Source organism: Bacillus salacetis (assembly GCF_003581585.1).
Lineage (GTDB): Bacteria > Bacillota > Bacilli > Bacillales > Bacillaceae_B > Rossellomorea > Rossellomorea salacetis.
This window is the reverse complement of sequence record NZ_QXIR01000003.1, coordinates 184,132-202,596: the sequence shown is the minus strand read 5'-3', so window position 1 is coordinate 202,596 and position 18,465 is coordinate 184,132. Positions and strand designations below refer to the sequence as shown.

16 protein-coding genes, 1 tRNA gene and 1 riboswitch are annotated in these 18,465 nt (G+C 43.4%); of the genes, 16 read left to right on the top strand and 1 reads right to left on the bottom strand.

Going from position 1 to position 18,465, the window contains the following annotated elements; all coding sequences use genetic code 11:
* Nucleotides 1-389: 389 nt before the first annotated feature.
* On the top strand, nt 390-2,162 hold the full coding sequence (gene uvrC, locus D3H55_RS04050; RefSeq protein ID WP_119545623.1) for an excinuclease ABC subunit UvrC: 1,773 nt from the start codon (nt 390-392) through the stop codon (nt 2,160-2,162).
* Between the two features lie 406 nt (nt 2,163-2,568).
* Nucleotides 2,569-2,747, top strand: a riboswitch (Lysine riboswitch).
* A gap of 145 nt (nt 2,748-2,892) precedes the next feature.
* The gene (locus tag D3H55_RS04045) at nt 2,893-4,137 is read left to right on the top strand and encodes an aspartate kinase (protein WP_119545622.1); all 1,245 of its coding nucleotides are present in this window, start codon (nt 2,893-2,895) and stop codon (nt 4,135-4,137) included.
* A 58-nt stretch (nt 4,138-4,195) separates the two neighbouring features.
* On the opposite strand, the gene D3H55_RS04040 is transcribed toward D3H55_RS04045, so the two are convergent.
* Entirely contained in the window at nt 4,196-4,639 is a 444-nt protein-coding gene (locus tag D3H55_RS04040; protein WP_240628473.1) for a YslB family protein, read from the bottom strand.
* 506 nt (nt 4,640-5,145) lie between these two features.
* Between D3H55_RS04040 and D3H55_RS04035 the strand changes: the two genes are divergently transcribed.
* From D3H55_RS04035 to clpX, 14 genes are all read left to right on the top strand, one after another.
* Nucleotides 5,146-5,754: a succinate dehydrogenase cytochrome b558 subunit gene (locus D3H55_RS04035; protein WP_119545621.1), complete on the top strand. Its 609-nt coding sequence runs from the start codon at nt 5,146-5,148 to the stop codon at nt 5,752-5,754.
* Nucleotides 5,755-5,821: 67 nt separating this feature from the next.
* On the top strand, nt 5,822-7,582 hold the full coding sequence (sdhA, locus tag D3H55_RS04030; RefSeq protein ID WP_119545620.1) for a succinate dehydrogenase flavoprotein subunit: 1,761 nt from the start codon (nt 5,822-5,824) through the stop codon (nt 7,580-7,582).
* 2 nt (nt 7,583-7,584) lie between these two features.
* Complete coding sequence (gene sdhB / locus D3H55_RS04025; RefSeq protein ID WP_119545619.1) at nt 7,585-8,349, top strand: succinate dehydrogenase iron-sulfur subunit; 765 nt, start codon at nt 7,585-7,587, stop codon at nt 8,347-8,349.
* Nucleotides 8,350-8,697: 348 nt separating this feature from the next.
* The gene (locus D3H55_RS04020) at nt 8,698-9,168 is read left to right on the top strand and encodes an acyl-CoA thioesterase (protein ID WP_119545653.1); all 471 of its coding nucleotides are present in this window, start codon (nt 8,698-8,700) and stop codon (nt 9,166-9,168) included.
* Nucleotides 9,169-9,366: 198 nt separating this feature from the next.
* Complete coding sequence (locus tag D3H55_RS04015) at nt 9,367-9,591, top strand: helix-turn-helix domain-containing protein (protein WP_006838260.1); 225 nt, start codon at nt 9,367-9,369, stop codon at nt 9,589-9,591.
* A gap of 173 nt (nt 9,592-9,764) precedes the next feature.
* Nucleotides 9,765-10,205 carry a MarR family winged helix-turn-helix transcriptional regulator gene (locus D3H55_RS04010; protein WP_119545618.1) on the top strand — a complete coding sequence of 147 codons (441 nt, stop codon included), beginning with the start codon at nt 9,765-9,767 and terminating at the stop codon, nt 10,203-10,205.
* 18 nt (nt 10,206-10,223) lie between these two features.
* Nucleotides 10,224-11,024: a glutamate racemase gene (gene racE, locus D3H55_RS04005; protein ID WP_119545617.1), complete on the top strand. Its 801-nt coding sequence runs from the start codon at nt 10,224-10,226 to the stop codon at nt 11,022-11,024.
* 396 nt (nt 11,025-11,420) lie between these two features.
* The gene (locus tag D3H55_RS04000; protein ID WP_119545616.1) at nt 11,421-12,515 is read left to right on the top strand and encodes a GerMN domain-containing protein; all 1,095 of its coding nucleotides are present in this window, start codon (nt 11,421-11,423) and stop codon (nt 12,513-12,515) included.
* A 143-nt stretch (nt 12,516-12,658) separates the two neighbouring features.
* Nucleotides 12,659-13,267 (top strand): XTP/dITP diphosphatase, encoded by a 609-nt coding sequence (locus D3H55_RS03995; RefSeq protein WP_119545615.1) that lies wholly within the window; start codon nt 12,659-12,661, stop codon nt 13,265-13,267.
* Nucleotides 13,264-13,773: a metallophosphoesterase gene (locus D3H55_RS03990; protein ID WP_119545614.1), complete on the top strand. Its 510-nt coding sequence runs from the start codon at nt 13,264-13,266 to the stop codon at nt 13,771-13,773. Before D3H55_RS03995 ends, D3H55_RS03990 begins: the two co-directional genes overlap by 4 nt.
* 119 nt (nt 13,774-13,892) lie before the next feature.
* A tRNA-Arg gene (locus D3H55_RS03985) sits at nt 13,893-13,969 on the top strand.
* 134 nt (nt 13,970-14,103) lie between these two features.
* Nucleotides 14,104-15,114 carry a tetratricopeptide repeat protein gene (locus tag D3H55_RS03980; protein WP_119545613.1) on the top strand — a complete coding sequence of 337 codons (1,011 nt, stop codon included), beginning with the start codon at nt 14,104-14,106 and terminating at the stop codon, nt 15,112-15,114.
* A gap of 185 nt (nt 15,115-15,299) precedes the next feature.
* Nucleotides 15,300-16,586, top strand: coding sequence for a trigger factor (gene tig, locus D3H55_RS03975; protein ID WP_119545612.1), 1,287 nt, complete (start codon nt 15,300-15,302; stop codon nt 16,584-16,586).
* A gap of 278 nt (nt 16,587-16,864) precedes the next feature.
* Nucleotides 16,865-18,139, top strand: coding sequence for an ATP-dependent protease ATP-binding subunit ClpX (gene clpX, locus D3H55_RS03970; protein WP_119545611.1), 1,275 nt, complete (start codon nt 16,865-16,867; stop codon nt 18,137-18,139).
* Nucleotides 18,140-18,465: the final 326 nt, after the last annotated feature.

Sequence of the window (18,465 nt, the reverse complement as noted above, 5' to 3'; positions counted from 1 at the left end):
TTTTTTGTTTGTTTGAAAGGTCTTTAAAAAGCCAGAAATAATAGTCTGCTGGAGGTTCTAATGTAAGGTTGTGAACCTCTTTAATCATGGCTGTTTTCGCATATATTGTTGCTTTCGGAAAATTATTTGAAATATATATTGAATAGCAGCAAATTTTCGAAAAGATCCTTAATCATTAACTAAGCACCAAGAGATTTTATGATTCAAAAGAAGAAGACTGCATTTCCAGCAACGTACATCGGGAATTCAATTATAGTATGGAGTGATTAATGAAATTGTATCTTTTTCCCAGTTGTCCTGTAGTTGACCTTATTCGACTAATTGCCTATGATTATTGAAGAAGTTTACTGTATTCCGTTCATTTTTCAGGAAACAGGGGGTGAGAGTAAATGAACGAGGTCATTTCAAACAAACTGGCACTGCTGCCGGACCAGCCAGGCTGTTACCTGATGAAAGACAGGCAGGGAACAATCATATATGTCGGGAAGGCAAAAGTGTTGAAGAATAGAGTAAGATCTTATTTTACAGGCTCTCATGACGGGAAGACCCAGAGGCTTGTAGGTGAAATCGAGGATTTTGAATATATCGTAACAGCTTCCAATTTGGAAGCGTTAATCCTGGAATTGAATTTGATCAAAAAACATGATCCTAAATACAATGTCATGCTCAAGGATGATAAGAGCTATCCGTTTATTAAGCTAACAGCGGAAAGACACCCAAGGCTGATCATCACGCGTAATGTCAAGAAAGACAAAGGCAAATATTTCGGTCCATATCCTAATGCGGGGGCAGCGAATGAAACCAAGAAACTGCTTGATCGCATTTATCCATTGAGAAAGTGTGATAAACTTCCGGACAGAGTCTGCCTTTACTATCACCTGGGGCAGTGCCTTGCACCGTGCGTAAATGAAGTGGAACCTGAAACATACAAAAAGCTGACAGATGAAATTGCCCGTTTCTTGAATGGCGGTTATAAAGAGATCAAAAAGGAATTGAGCGAAAAGATGGCTGCTGCTGCTGAGAACCTTGAATTTGAACGGGCCAAGGAGTTCCGGGATCAGATTCAGCATATCGAAGCAACGATGGAAAAGCAGACGATGACCATGACGGACTTCACTGACAGGGACATTTTTGGCTTTGCCGTGGATAAAGGCTGGATGTGTGTCCAGGTATTTTTTATCCGCCAAGGGAAGCTGATTGAACGGGATGTATCACTGTTCCCGATATATGATGAACCGACCGAGGAGTTCCTGACTTTCATTGGGCAATTCTATTCAAAGGCCAATCACTTTAAACCGAAGGAAATCAACCTTCCAGAGGATATCAACGAGGACATTGTCTCAGAACTTCTTGATGTCAAAACGACCCGTCCGCAAAAAGGGGCGAAAAGGCATCTTGTTCAACTGGCCGGGAAGAATGCTGAGATTGCACTGAAGGAAAAGTTTTCACTTATTGAAAGAGATGAAGAGAGAACGATCCTGGCTGTTGATAAATTGGGAGAGGCTATGGGCATTTATACGCCTCACCGCATTGAAGCGTTTGATAACTCCAATATCCAGGGAACTGATCCGGTATCGGCGATGATTGTTTTTCTTGACGGTAAGCCTGAAAAGAAAGAGTACCGGAAGTACAAAATCAAATCTGTAAAAGGACCGGATGATTATGATTCAATGCGTGAAGTGATTAGAAGAAGGTACAGCAGGGTGTTGAAAGAAGGACTTCCGCTTCCGGATTTGATCGTCATCGACGGAGGGAAAGGACAAATCGGTGCTGCAAAGGAAGTATTGGAACTGGAATTGAATCTGGATATTCCTGTAGCCGGGCTGGCAAAAGATGATAAGCACCAGACATCGGAATTGCTTTATGGAAACCCGCTTGAGATTGTGCCGCTGGAGAAAAGGAGCCAGGAATTCTACCTTCTTCAAAGAATCCAGGATGAGGTCCACAGATTCGCCATCACATTCCATAGGCAGCTCCGAGGAAAAACTGCCTTTTCTTCCATGCTTGATGAAGTGAGCGGTATAGGTCCAAAGAGGAAGAAGCAGCTTCTGAAAACATTCGGATCAATGAAGAAAATGAAAGAAGCTTCACTTGAAGAATTGACCGCCGCGGGACTTCCTCCGGCAGCGGCTGCAGAACTCATGGAGAAGCTGACGGATTAAATAGGGTGCAGCCTTCCTCTCTTGGGGAAGGTTTTTTGTTTTGGGATGCCCTTTTTCGTAAACTTAATGTCATTCAAATATCCTTAAAATTGCCGTAGAACCCCGGTAAGCAGGAAAGACAAGCAGCCGCTCTTTCTTTTTCGAGAGTAAACCATTGGAATGCAAAGGAAATCCGGTATTTGGATTATTCCAAAAGCAGCATTATATCCGAAAACAGCCTATGAATATTTACCCGGGGAAGATGCTGTAAAAGAGCCATTACTCAAACATTAAAAGAGTAAACATTGCCAAGGAACTTTTCCACCAGTCCGCCGCGAATACAGCGGTTAAGAAAATTCATGGTTGTCACCCGCTTTTTCCTGTGTTAAAATGAATAAAAATTTTATAAATTATCACTTTTTATACAAGTGGTGATAGAGGTGCGGACTTTCATCAGTAGATGCTTCGAGGAGTATGGGCTCTTATGACGGGTATTGAAAGGGGAATTCGCCGAAGCGGGAGCGGGCTCATGGCTGCATTCGCTGGTTCTGTGTTTAAGAGATGCAGGATTGTCAAGATTAACAGTCTTGGAGAGCTATCTCACGTGGAACCTGCATAATTTTGCGATTTCACAGGCAATGAGATAACCATCTCATTGCCTTTTTTAATGAGGTTTGTTTTTCGCATTCGACCGTTATTCTTGAACTTATACTTAGAGCACAATAACCTGATAGGAAATGAGGACGAGAATGTGGGACTGATAGTACAGAAATTCGGGGGCACCTCTGTAGGTGATATCGGCAGAATCAAAAATGCTGCCGGCAGGGTGATGGATGAGAAAAAGAAAGGCAACGACGTAGTGGTGGTCGTTTCAGCCATGGGGAAAACAACTGACGGTCTCGTCGGTTTGGCGTACCAAGCGGCTTCCAAGCCCAGCAAACGTGAACTGGATATGATCCTGACCACGGGAGAGCAGATTACCATTTCCCTGCTGACTATGGCCCTGCAGGATTCAGGTTATGATGCAGTATCCATGACAGGGTGGCAGGCAGGAATCGAAACGGAAAGCATTCATGGAAATGCCCGGATCACGAATATCAACACAGATAAGATAAAAGACAATCTTTCTGAAAGCAGGATTGTAGTGGTTGCAGGGTTCCAGGGGTTAGCCGGGAATGGAGAAATTACGACTTTGGGACGAGGCGGTTCTGATACTACTGCCGTTGCACTTGCTGCTGCTCTTAAAGCGGAAAGATGTGATATTTATACCGATGTGGATGGAGTATACACATCCGATCCCCGTTATGTGAAAAACGCAAGGAAACTTGCTTCGGTGGCTTATGATGAAATGCTGGAATTAGCCAACCTTGGTGCTGGCGTACTTCACCCGCGCGCAGTTGAATTTGCCAAAAATTACGGTGTCCCGCTATCAGTGAGATCCAGCATGGAGAAACTGGACGGAACAATTATTGAGGAGGAAGTATCGATGGAAACAGGTTTGATCGTTCGAGGTGTGGCATTTGAAGAAGAAATTATCAGGATGACGGTATTTGGGCTGCGGAATGAAATTACTAGTCTTTCATCGATATTCTCGACCCTGGCGAAACATCACATTAATGTCGACATCATCATTCAGAGCAAAACTGAGACGGAGAGCATCAATCTTTCTTTCTCCATTAAGAGGGAGGACCTGGAGGATGCGATCGAAGTTTTGCAGAATAACCGCAAAGAACTGGGATTCACCACGATTGAACATGAGAGCGGGCTTTCCAAGGTGTCCATTGTCGGCTCCGGCATGATATCAAATCCAGGTGTTGCTGCCCAGATGTTTGAAGTATTGGCTGATCATGATATTCCGATCAAGATGGTCAGCACCTCGGAAATCAAGGTTTCTGTGGTAGTTGATGAGTCACAGATGCTGAAGGCTGCGGAAGTTCTTCATACTGAGTTCAACTTGGATAAAGCGGAACAGCCGCAAAAGGTCTCTGTTAAATAATGGAGAAAAAAGCTTCCTGGACCCGCATGGGTCCAGGAAGCTTTTTTGGTTTCACGGTTCATTCAATGGTATCTTTCAAATCACTGCGTACGATGATTTTTACCGTTTTTGATCTTTTGTGGATTTCTTCAGCTGCTTCTGTAATGGCCTTTTTTTGGTTTTGGACCTGCTCGGCCAGGAAACCGGCTTCCATCTTGAAAGAAATATCCGTTTTCAGAGACAGTCTTCTTTCAATCAATGGTCCCGACAATGTGTAGATTCGTTCATCTTTTTTGTCCTCAGTAATGCTCAAGTTGCCCCAGCCGGCCTCTAGAAAAAAGGCTTCCATTTCTTCAAAGGAAATCAGCGGGAATTTCCGGGCAATCCCTTTCCCTCCCCAATACAGGATGTCTGTTGTATGTTTTCCAAGTATTTCAGGGAGGAGAATGTCCCTCATCAGTTCATATCCAAACAGGGGGAGAGCTTCGATTTCCCCATTCTTTTGTTCTTTGCTGCTTTCCAATTTAATCCCCTCTTTCTATAAGGCTCTCTCCATGCTCGCAGTAAGAGAGTTGTTATGTGATTATTTTCCACTGAAGAGTAAAGATATTCCTATTAATTAAAACAGTTTTAAATATTTTCCAGTGCATCAACAATCTTCTATTAATCTATTATAAACAAGGTAAGGGTGAAATATAAATCGGTAATTCAAAAAATAGGATAGATGGAATGTTTTCCCGGGATAATGTTTCAATTTCCCCCATAAATTCGGAATGCTTGGGGAGGGTGAATTTTTTCTTTATTTGCGCGGTCAGACGAGGCAAAGAGCATTATCAATATATTTAAAATGTTTTTGCGGTATCATCAAAATTTGTGTATCCGTTTTCTTGACGCACCTGCTACATGGGAGTAAAATGAACTTGTCACATTTTTGTTATAATATGAAAATTTGCAGAAGGTTCATACCTTAATTAGTATTGACGAATTTTTATTTTAATGCATTTTTTCATCACTAAGGGGGGTATATCATTGGCTGGAAATCAAGAGTTCAATTATCGCAGGCTTCATTCATTGCTAGGTGTTATTCCGGTTGGGATTTTTTTGATTCAGCACTTAGTAGTCAACCACTTTGCCACACGGGGCGAAGAAGCATTTAATGATGCAGCACACTTTATGGAAAGTTTACCTTTCCGGATTGTATTAGAAACGTTCATCATCTTTCTTCCATTGTTGTTTCATGCTATCTATGGTTTATATATAGCTTTTACAGCAAAGAACAATGTAAGCAGGTATGGGTATTTCCGTAACTGGATGTTCCTTCTCCAGCGTATATCCGGTGTTGTCACGCTTATCTTCATCACGTGGCATGTTTGGGAAACAAGGGTAGCGGCTGCTTTCGGATCGGAAGTTAACTTTCAAATGATGGAAAACATCCTGTCCAATCCATTTATGATGGCTTTCTACATTGTCGGGGTTATCTCAACTATCTTCCACTTTGCTAACGGTTTGTGGTCTTTCCTTGTGAGCTGGGGAATCACGGTTTCTCCTCGTTCCCAGGTAATCGCCACCTACGTTACAATCGGAATCTTCGTTGCTCTATCCATTGTCGGAATCAGAGCACTATATGCTTTTGTTTAATTTGATACACTATTAGATATTACTAGACTCGAATAAGGTATTTTTGTAGGAAAAGGAGTGAGTCTCGATGAGTAAAGGAAAAATCATCGTCGTCGGCGGCGGTTTAGCCGGCTTGATGGCTACAATAAAAGCAGCAGAAGCAGGAGCGCCAGTAGACCTATTTTCATTAGTGCCTGTTAAGCGTTCTCACTCAGTATGTGCGCAAGGCGGAATTAACGGAGCGGTCAATACCAAAGGGGAAGGAGATTCTCCTTGGGAACACTTTGACGATACAGTATATGGCGGAGACTTCCTTGCCAATCAGCCTCCTGTCAAAGCGATGACGGAAGCGGCGCCTGGCATCATCCATTTACTTGACCGTATGGGCGTCATGTTCAACCGTACACCTGAAGGATTGCTGGATTTCCGCCGTTTTGGGGGAACGCAGCATCACCGTACAGCGTTTGCTGGTGCAACGACTGGACAGCAGCTTCTTTATGCACTTGATGAGCAGGTTCGCCGCCATGAAGTGGCCGGTCTTGTCAACAAGTACGAAGGCTGGGAATTCCTTGGAGTGATTGTCGACGATGAAGGTGTTGCCCGGGGTATCGTTGCACAGGACCTCAAAACCATGGAAATCAAATCCTTCCCTGCAGATGCAGTCATCATGGCGACAGGAGGACCTGGGATCATCTTCGGTAAATCCACTAACTCTGTCATCAATACCGGTTCGGCTGCATCCATCGTTTATCAGCAGGGTGCATACTATGCAAACGGAGAATTCATCCAGATTCATCCGACAGCTATTCCAGGGGACGACAAGCTTCGCCTCATGAGTGAATCAGCACGCGGTGAAGGCGGACGTGTCTGGACATACAAGGACGGTAAGCCTTGGTACTTCCTGGAGGAGAAATATCCTGCATACGGAAACCTTGTGCCTCGTGATATCGCCACCCGGGAAATCTTCGATGTCTGTGTTAACCAGAAACTCGGCATCAATGGTGAAAACATGGTATACCTTGACCTTTCCCATAAAGATCCGAAAGAGCTTGATGTTAAGCTAGGCGGCATCATTGAAATATATGAGAAGTTCATGGGAGATGACCCTCGCAAGGTTCCTATGAAAATCTTCCCTGCGGTCCACTATTCAATGGGCGGCCTATGGGTTGATTATGATCAAATGACGAATATCCCAGGATTATTCGCTGCCGGTGAATGTGATTATTCACAGCACGGCGGAAACCGTTTGGGAGCAAACTCCCTGCTGTCTGCGATTTTCGGCGGTATGGTTGCCGGTCCTAACGCAATCAAGTATATGAATGGACTTGAAAAGAGCGTTGAAGATCTGCCTTCCACACTGTTTGACCGCTATGTACAGCAAGAGGAAGAAAAATGGAATGAGATCATGTCCATGGATGGAACTGAAAACGCATATGTTATCCACAAGGAGCTTGGTGAGTGGATGACTGATAACGTTACAGTTGTTCGATACAATGATAAGCTTAAAGAAACAGACAATAAAATCCTTGAGCTGATGGACCGATATAAAAATATCAACATCAATGATACTCAAAAATGGAGCAATCAGGGTGCGATGTTCACACGCCAGCTGGGCAACATGCTTCAGCTTGCCCGTGTCATCACGATTGGCGCTTTGAACCGGAATGAAAGCCGCGGTGCACATTTCAAGCCGGACTTCCCTGATCGTAATGATGAGGAGTTCCTGAAGACAACAATGGCGAAATATAACGCTGAAACAAATTCACCTGAATTCCATTATGAAGAGGTAGACACATCGTTGATTCCGCCGCGTAAGCGCGACTACACTAAGAAAAAAGGGGGTAAATAAAGATGAGTGAAAATAAAACAGTACGCTTTATCGTTACTCGTCAAGACAGCCCTGACACTGAATCTTATACAGAAGAATTTGAACTGGAATACCGCCCGAATATGAACGTGATATCTGCGCTGATGGAAATCCGCAGAAATCCTGTAAATGTTAAAGGTGAGAAAACCACTCCGGTTAACTGGGAAATGAACTGCCTGGAAGAGGTGTGCGGTGCATGTTCCATGATCATCAATGGAAAGCCGCGCCAGTCCTGTACAGCTCTTGTCGATAAATTGGAACAGCCTATCCGCTTGGCGCCAATGAAGACATTCCCTGTTGTTCGTGACCTGATTGTCGACCGAAGCAGAATGTTCGATTCTCTGAAAAAGGTTAAAGCCTGGGTTCCGATCGATGGAACATATGACCTTGGACCAGGACCACGTATGCCTGAGAAAAGACGTCAGTGGGCTTACGAACTGTCCAAATGCATGACTTGCGGTGTTTGTCTTGAAGCATGCCCGAATGTGAACTCTAAATCAGACTTCATAGGCCCTGCTCCACTTTCACAAGTCCGCTTGTTCAATGCGCACCCAACAGGAGCGATGAACAAAGATGAGCGTCTGGAAACCATCATGGGTGACGGAGGGCTTTCCAACTGTGGTAACTCTCAAAACTGTGTGCAGTCCTGCCCTAAAGGAATTCCTTTGACTACATCAATCGCTGCCCTGAACCGCGATACATCATTCCAAATGTTCAAGAACTTCTTCGGAAGCGACAATATGGTTTGATCAATATTTCCCTGAACCCGCAGGCCCCGTGCCTGCGGGTTTTTTCGCGCATTTTACAAGAGCATATCATCCATCCTTGTCCCGCTCTAAAGAATGGATTCACTCCATGTCCCGTGGAGCACCTTGATTGCTGCACTGTTCCTGCCCTGTGTTCGTGTCTTTTGGAATACCATCCCGCGGGGGGATAAAGTGCATTTTTTAAAACGCTCTATAAGGTCATTCCGTCACAAAATCCTTTCTTCTTGAAGCCGAAAAATATATAATAGTAAAAAAAAGAATGAACATTCATTCATTTTTTACTTGAAACTTTAATGCGTTTAATTGAACCAATTGAATAGGAGGGGCAAAATCATGAGAGTTACATATATTGAAGATATGGAGCAGTGGAAGGGCCAGTTTGACTTTCATATCGGAATCAAAGTGAGGTTTTCCGAAACCGATATGTTTGGCCATTTAAATAATACAGTTCCATTCACGTATTTTGAAGAAGCGCGGATTGAATTTTTTAAGAATAAGGGTTTCATGCAGGACTGGGTCAAGCCGGAGAATGATACGATTCCAGTGGTAGCTGACCTTCAATGCGATTTTTTAAGGCAGGTATTTTTCGATCAAACCATTCGGGTATATGTAAAAGCGCATAAGATTGGATCATCCTCGGTTGATCTTCATTATATGGGAATGGATGAACGTGATAGAGTTTGCTTTACTGGCAGAGGAACAATGGTACAGATTTCCAAGGAGACAGGAAAGGGAGTACCTTGGACGGAAGAAATGAAGTCTAAGATGTCGAATAGCGTATATTTGTCCAAAAGCTGCTGACCTTTGCAGCGGACAGACTGCTTGATCGAAAATGGAAACCGAAGTCTGTCATTCAATTACAAATATCCTTGCCTATTTTTGCTAATTAAAGCCTTCTCTATGTCACTCCCCACCAATGGTTCACATATGATATCGTGACGACCGACAATACCCATCCCCGCGGTTTAAAGCTGGCGAAGGCAAGGAGGGTTACCATAATTGAAGGACAATGAATTTACACACAAACCGTTGCTTACCAAAAGAGAAAAAGAAGTGTTCGAGCTGTTAGTCCAGGACAAAACGACTAAAGAGATCGCTGGTGAACTTTTCATCAGTGAGAAAACAGTTCGGAACCATATTTCCAACGCCATGCAAAAGCTTGGAGTGAAGGGGCGTTCTCAAGCTGTTGTAGAGCTTCTTCGCATGGGGGAACTCAAGCTTTAAAAAAATTACCGGCTGTCTGCAGTGGACAGCCGGTTTTAATTTATACAACAAAAATTATGTCGAAAATAGGAACAAAGCAAATACCTATAAAAGTTACTTGAAAAATGCCGGAAAAAAAGGGACAATGCTAAGTATATGACTTGTACGAAAAGTGATTGATTGGAGTGGCATGTATGGATAACAAACAGCAGGATATGGAGGTCTTTGCTGACATAGAGAAAGATCTGCGTTACATATCATCTATCATAAAGCAAAAGGGAAGGGAAATCCTTAATCAGTATTCTATTACCCCCCCGCAGTTCGTTGCGCTGCAATGGTTATTCGAAGGCGGGGATATGACCATCGGGGAATTGTCCAATAAGATGTATCTTGCGTGCAGTACCACGACTGACCTTGTCGACAGAATGGAAAAAACAGAATTGGTAGAACGCGTGAAAGATAACAAAGACCGCCGGGTTGTAAGAATTCATCTCCTGGAAGAAGGAGAGAGGATCATTGAAGAGGTTATCAAGAAAAGGCAGCAATATCTGCAGGAAATCCTTAAAAATTTTTCGTTCGATGAAATAAAGACCCTTAATGCAAATCTGTCTAAACTACATCAAGAAATGAAATAAAGAAAATGAGGGAAATTTGTGAATCAGCCTATTGGAATTATTGACTCAGGTGTCGGAGGATTGACCGTTGCAAAAGAGGTCATGCGACAGCTCCCTAATGAGACGATTTATTATCTGGGTGACACCGCCCGCTGTCCGTACGGCCCAAGGACAGCAGATGAAGTGAAGAAATTCACTTGGGAGATGGCGGCCTTTTTAATGAACTACAATATTAAAATGCTGGTGATTGCTTGTAATACAGCTACAGCTGTCGTGCTGGAAGAGCTCCAGGATATGCTTCCGATTCCAGTCGTTGGCGTCATCCACCCGGGTGCGAGGGCTGCGCTGAAAAACAGCCAAAATGGCAGGGTCGGCGTCCTGGGCACTGTAGGGACAGTCAACAGCAATGCCTATGAAAAGGCCATACATTCCATAAATGATACAATCCAGGTCACCTCTCTTGCATGCCCGAAGTTCGTCCCATTGGTAGAGAGCGGAGAGTATGACAGCAGGTGGGCAGTGAAAATCGTCAATGAAACGCTTGTTGATATAAAGAAAGAACCAATTGATACCTTGATCCTTGGATGCACTCATTATCCTCTCCTCCAGACGATCATCCAGGATGTGATGGGAGAAGAAGTGAAGGTAATCAATTCAGGAGATGAAACGGCAAGTGAAGTAAGTGCTATCCTGGATTATCGAGGAATGCTCAATAAAAAGAAAGCCCAACCGCAGCACACTTTCTTTACAACAGGATCTGCCCGGATTTTTTCAAAGATAGCCATGGATTGGCTGCAATTAAATCACATTGAAACTAAAACCATCCTTCTTGGGGAGTAATCCCTCAAAGGATGGTTTTTTTTATGGAAACCTTAGAAAGCTCTTTGAAAATCATTTTGTTTGATATTGGGATCGCAGATGGAAATTGATTTAACTCAATGAAGAAAGGAGAACTTCGTTAGTTGATCGGAACGGTAGGCCTAGAACTCCTGCGGTAGTAGCTGGCCTCATCTAGTTCCAACGGCCAACGACTAGCGGATTTCGGGCTCCCTCCTTACGATTAGTTCTCCGCCCGCTAAGCGGAGTCGAGTGCCTAGAGCGGGAATTAACCATCTACTCCAAAAACAATAATGATACTTATTTTCAAAAGATGAAGAGGCTTGTAAAATATTTTCGGTCTAAATTTGAAAAGGGCTCGTATACATATAGTACAAACTGTCTGAGGAGGGTTCCCCTATGTCAAAGAAAACAAAGGCTGCGATTGTCCTGACTGTGCTTACTTCATCCGTCTACCTTTCAGGGTGCGGGTTGCTTGGAGGCGGAGAGAAAGCGAAAATCGATCCACCGGCTGATATGTCCTATCTTGAGGAAGGCGAGAAGGTGGATGGCGTCAAAGAGAACAGTGAAGGAGAAGTAACTTCTTCCACTTCAACAGAAGAGACAGATGCATCAGAAAGTGCAGAGAGTGTAATGACCGAGTTGTATCTGATAGATTCTAATGGTTATGTAGTATCGCAAACGCTGGCGCTTCCTAAAACAGAAAGCATTGCCAAACAAGCATTGGAATACCTTGTTGCGGATGGCCCTGTACAAAACATGCTTCCTAATGGATTCCGAGCGGTCCTGCCGGCGGGCACAGAAGTCAGTGTCAATATCAAAGATGGAACAGCCGTAGCGGACTTCTCAAGCGAGTTCCAAAACTATCAGCCTGAAGACGAAAAGAAAATCCTGGAGTCAGTGACATGGACATTGACGCAATTTGAATCAGTGAAAAAAGTTGAACTGAGGGTTAACGGTTATGAACTGACAGAAATGCCGGTAAATGGGACGCCGATCACACAAGAAACACTATCAAGAAAAGTCGGGATCAATAATGATACATCCGGGATCGCCGATTTAACTGATACGCATCCTGTTACAGTGTACTTTGTTTCACAAAATGGCGATAACACGTATTATGTTCCTGTCACAAAGCGTGTGAGCAACAAAACAGATAATAAAGTTGAAGCGGTGGTCCAGCAGCTGATCGATGGACCTGGCCCTCAGAAGAATCTTCTTAGTGACTTTACCGGTGTGGCTTTGCTTGATGAACCTTCAGTAAAAGATGGTCAAGTGACGCTTAACTTCAATGAGGGGGTATATGGAAGCTTTGAAGAGAAAATTGTGTCAGAGCACTTTATGAACTCACTCGTACTATCATTAACGGAGCAGGAAGGAATTGAGAGTGTAGCAGTCATGGTGAATGGCGAAGCTGAACTGGTGAACGAAAAAGGCGAAACTTTAAGTGAACCGGTAACCCGTCCAGAGAATGTGAACGCAATCAGTTTTTAAAAGAAGATCGTTTTTTGATATAATATAACTAAGACAAGAGGCAGCTGACACTGCCTCTTCATTTTTGCTGAATACATAATAAGCTCATAAGATGAAAGCGGCCACTGATGAAATAGAATTCATTCAAGGAGAGGTGATATCTGATGAAAAAGAAAGTCATAATAGCGACCAAGAACAAAGGGAAGGCCGGGGAATTTGAAAGGATGCTTCAACCTAAAGGGTATGAGGTTTTAACCTTGCTGGATTTTCCTGAGTTTAAAGATATTGAGGAAACAGGGACAACTTTTGAAGAAAATGCAATATTGAAGGCAGAAGAAGCATCTGCCATTTTGAAAGAGATCGTCATCGCCGATGATTCAGGACTGATCATAGACGCACTCGATGGCAGGCCGGGAGTTTACTCTGCGCGCTATGCCGGGGAAGAGAAGAATGATGATGCCAATATTGATAAGGTTCTTACAGAATTGGAAGGGGTGCCTTTTAATGAGAGAGGCGCACGATTCTACTGTGTGCTTTCGATTGCAGGACCAAACCGGAAGACAAGTACGTATTCCGGGACATGTGAGGGGAAAATCCTTGGCGAACGCCGTGGAATGAATGGATTTGGATATGATCCGATTTTTCTGGTTGAAGATAAAGACAAAACGATGGCTGAACTGACACCGGAAGAAAAGGCAGCGATCAGCCACAGAGGGAATGCCCTGAAGCAGTTTGAGGAAAATCTGCGAACGCTGACAGGTGATGTTCAATGAAACTGGTTGTAGTAAGTGACAGCCATGGATCCGACACAGAAATCAAAGATATCTATAATACCTATAACGGAAAAGTGGATGGCTTTGTGCATTGCGGGGATTCTGAATTGAAATCCAGTGATAAAGCAATGGCAGGGTATCTCGCTGTACGCGGCAACTGTGACATGGACCCTTCATATCCGGAAGTCCTGACAGCTGAATTTTCCGGCACCAGAATTCTTGCTACCCATGGCCACCTTTATAATATCAAAATGACACTGATGAACCTGAATTACCTGGCGGAAGAGAATCAGGCTGAAATGGTGTTTTTCGGTCATTCCCACCAGTTGGGAGCTGAGCAGATTGAGGACGTCCTGTTCGTTAATCCCGGTAGTATCCTGCTGCCCAGAGGCAGGAATGAACGGACCTATGCACTTATCGAGAAAGATGAAAAATCGGTCTCGGTGAAATTTTTTGATCATAACCATAAAGAGATTGTTGATTTATCCCGTAACTTCTTTGTATAATAGGAGGGCGGCAAAGACCGCCTTCTCTTCTAAGGGATTTAATATTCTTTAAAAAAGTTACCAAAAAGTGTTGACTTTTAATTGTTATGTGAATATAATAAATATTGTCGCTAAAACAAGTCCCAGTAGCTCAGCAGGATAGAGCAACGGCCTTCTAAGCCGTCGGTCGGGAGTTCGAATCTCTCCTGGGACGCCATTACACTACATATACCGGTCTTAGACCGAGCGCGAAGCCCCCTTGATCCCAAAGCGGAACAGGGGGCTTTTTTTGTGTATTCCTGACAGGTTTGCTACACTGAAACCAATTAAAGAAATAGGGCGGTTACATTTATGCATAATGGAAGTAAAGATAATAAAATCGTGTATTTTCCGCAATTGAAAGAGAGGTTATTCGAAAAGGGGGTCGACATGCTTCAAAATGGCAACCCGGCAGAAGCCGTCTCTTTATTTGAGCAAGCCTATGATATTGATCCGTCTGATGGAGAGGTCGGAACGGCCCTTGTCCTTGCATTACACGAGAGCAAGCAAAATCAACGTGCAAAAAAGTTGTGTAAAGAGCTGCTCCTTGAAGGACAAGGAGATTATTTTAAAATTGTCGAATTATATTTAATGATCCTTATTCAGCTGAACGAACACAAAGAAGTAGTAAATACAATCAGTGCATTGTTTGATGAAAAGGAAGTACCCTTTGAAAAGGAAGAGCATTTCAGCAAGCTGTTGTCCTTCTCCAAACGGGTTTTGGAGGGCAAGGCTGAGCCTGTACCCGAGCCGGTAATGGAGGCTGATGAAGCAAGCGTGCAGCTGCTCGAAGGGAAAGGCCTTCAGGAGCAGACGTTTATATTGGCCGAACTGGTGAACCGCAATATTCGTCCGTATCTTCCTGAACTGCTTGCAGCATTGAGAGATGAGGCAGCCCATCCATTCATCCAGACCATGATTGTAAACGTCCTTAGGGAACATGGAATTACGGAAGAGACTAAAATCAATAAATTCGGCAGGGAACTTACCTGTATTCCATCTCAGCTTGACGAAGTGTTCCAGACACCCTATTTCAAGGAAGTTGCTGAAAGAATAGAAGATTTGATTGCCCAGAGGAACCCGACTTTGCTTCAGCAGGTAATAGAAACTTTTACACGCCATAGTTTCTTATTATATCCGATTGAACTGGAGTGGCCGGCTGAAAAGACGGCTCTCGCTTATCTGATGTACGGTCTGGATCTGTATGGAGAAAACCCGGCTGCAATGGGGCTTGATGACATTTTGGAAGATCGTGAAGACGTACTGGAATCCATTAAGGCATTTATTTTAGATTTGGAAAAGGTCACATCCCCGGTACTGTAAGTAAATATAGGAAACTTGTTTTTACGGCTATGAGTTGAAAGAAGGATTCCATATGTTATAATATAATGGTTGCAATGTGAAGATTTTTCATATTCGAAGAGATAGTGCTTTTGTTACAGGCAAACCTATCTAAATATTTATTATGTATTAACTATAATCAATTATAGATTGTTGGAGGGAAAAGTATGTCTGCTAAATGGGAAAAGAAAGAAGGGAACCAAGGGGTTCTTACAATTGAAGTAGATGCAGATACAGTAAACAATGGTTTAGACGCTGCATTCAAAAAAGTGGTAAAGCAAGTGAACGTACCTGGATTCCGTAAAGGTAAAATGCCTCGCGGTATGTTCGAAAAACGTTTTGGTGTAGAATCACTATACCAGGATGCTCTTGATGTCATTCTTCCTGAAGCTTATGCAAAAGCCATTGAAGAAACCGGCATTCAGCCTGTTGACCGTCCTGATATCGACATTGAGCAAATGGAAAAAGGCAAAGAGCTTATCTTCACTGCTACAGTCACTGTTAAGCCGGAAGTTAAACTTGGCGAATACAAAGGACTGGAAGTTGAGAAGATGGAAACAGAAGTTACTTCTGAAGACGTAGAGAACGAACTGAAGACTCTTCAGGAAAAACAAGCTGAGCTTGCTGTCAAAGAAGAAGGAGCAGCTGAAAACGGCGATACAGTCGTAATCGATTTCGAAGGTTTCGTTGATGGCGAAGCATTCGAAGGCGGAAAAGCTGAAAACTATTCTCTTGAACTGGGTTCCAATTCTTTCATCCCTGGTTTCGAAGAACAATTGGTAGGCGTTGAAGCTGGAGCTGAAAAAGAAGTCGAAGTAACATTCCCAGAGGAATACCATGCTGCTGAACTTGCTGGGAAGCCTGCAGTATTCAAAACGAAAATTCACGAAATCAAAGCGAAGGAACTTCCTGAACTTGATGATGAATTTGCAAAAGATGCGGATGAAGAAGTTGAAACTCTTGATCAGCTGAAGGAAAAAATCCAAAAGCGTCTTGAAGAGTCCAAGAAAAACGAAGCAGATCAAACACTTCGTGACACGCTAGTGGAAAAAGCGGCTGAAAACGCTGAAATGGATGTTCCTGATGCAATGGTTGACACTGAAGTTGACCGCATGATGCAGGAATTCGAACAGCGCCTTCAAATGCAGGGTATGAACCTGGATCTTTACTTCCAATTCTCCGGCCAAAAAGAAGAAGATCTTCGCGGCCAAATGAAAGAGGATGCCGCAAAGCGTGTCCGCACTAACCTGACTCTTGAAGCAATCGCAGATGCGGAGAACCTTGAAGTATCTGACGATGAAGCGGAAGAAGAAGTTAATAAACTTGCGGAGCAATACAACATGGCTGCAGACAATATCAAGCAGGCCCTGGGCGGTCTTGATAACCTGAAAGCAGATCTTAAAATCCGCAAAGCTGTAGAAGTTCTTGTGGATAACAGCAAGACTGTTGCATAATAATAACTATAGAAACAAGGCGCGAGTTAAATCGTGCCTTGTTTTATAAAATAGAAAATCATCGTTCCTATCGGCTTACCCTTTGAAAAAACATTACAATCCAATTACATAATCACGAAAACAGGAATAGGAAGGACGTTTTTTGGATAAAGCTTAATAAGCGGGCAGAATATCGAGAAAATCGTTTGATTTCCTTTCCGGACATATATTATGATAAAATGCAATACATAACTTGAATTTTTTGAAACGACATAGCTTTTTATAAGGGGTGAATTTCATTGTTTAAATTTAACGATGAAAAAGGACAATTGAAATGTTCTTTTTGTGGTAAGACACAAGATCAGGTCCGCAAGCTGGTAGCAGGACCAGGTGTATATATATGTGATGAGTGTATCGAGCTCTGTACGGAGATCGTTGAAGAGGAGCTTGGGACAGAAGAAGAAGTAGAATTCAAGGACGTTCCAAAGCCGAAAGAAATCAGGGAAATCCTTGATGAGTATGTCATCGGCCAGGAGCAGGCAAAGAAGTCCCTTGCAGTAGCAGTATACAATCACTACAAACGTATCAATTCAAACAGCAAAGTGGATGATGTCGAGCTCTCAAAAAGTAATATCGCGATGATCGGACCTACAGGAAGCGGTAAGACACTTCTAGCCCAGACATTGGCCCGGATCCTCAATGTGCCATTTGCGATTGCTGATGCGACGTCACTAACTGAAGCCGGATATGTCGGGGAAGATGTTGAAAACATCCTCTTGAAACTGATCCAGGCTGCTGACTACGATGTAGAAAAAGCTGAGCGCGGGATCATCTACATCGATGAAATTGATAAAGTGGCAAGAAAATCTGAAAATCCGTCTATCACAAGAGATGTATCTGGTGAAGGCGTTCAGCAAGCACTTCTGAAAATCCTTGAAGGAACAGTTGCAAGTGTTCCTCCTCAAGGCGGGAGAAAACACCCGCATCAGGAGTTCATCCAGATTGACACGTCCAATATCCTGTTTATCTGCGGTGGGGCATTTGACGGCATCGAGCAGATTGTCAAACGCCGCCTTGGCCAGAAAGTCATCGGCTTCGGTTCTGACCCGAAGACAGTGAATGTGGATAATGACAAAGCATTGCTGGCTAAAGTAGTTCCGGAAGATTTATTGAAATTCGGATTGATTCCTGAATTCATCGGACGTCTGCCTGTTATCTCCAGCCTGACGCCGCTTGATGAGGATGCCCTTGTGGAAATCCTAACGAAACCGAAGAACGCATTAGTTAAACAGTATCAAAAAATGCTTGAACTTGATCAGGTTGAATTGGAATTCGAAGAAGATGCACTTAGGGAGATTGCCAACAAAGCGATCGAACGCAAAACAGGTGCCCGCGGCCTTCGTTCCATCATTGAGAGCATCATGCTTGAGGTGATGTTCGACCTTCCATCAAGAGATGATATCAAAAAATGTATCATCACACCAGGCACGGTTACAGACAATGAGCCGCCAAAACTTCTATTGGAAGACGGTACTATAATAGAAGGAAACGACGAAGAAAAAACATCCGCTTAAGGATAAAAATTAATGGTCCTTCCGGTTAACCCGGGAGGGCCTTTTTTATTCTTTAAAATATGGCAGACATAAATATTCAGTGACCTGATACAAGTCTTCGGCTAAGAAAAAAGGGGCCAAAAGTTGGATATGCAAGAGTTTAAAAAATTTTAATTGATTGAAGTGGAAGAGGAACGATCTCCTGCGGATTAGCGGGGCTGGTGAGACCCCGCAATCCAGTTCCAGCGCCCAGTCCCTCGGGGTCAAATAACCCGAAGAGAATAAAAGGGGAAAACGCCTTTTTTTCTCTTCGGAACATTTGCCTGTCGGGCCTGATCAGGGAGCTT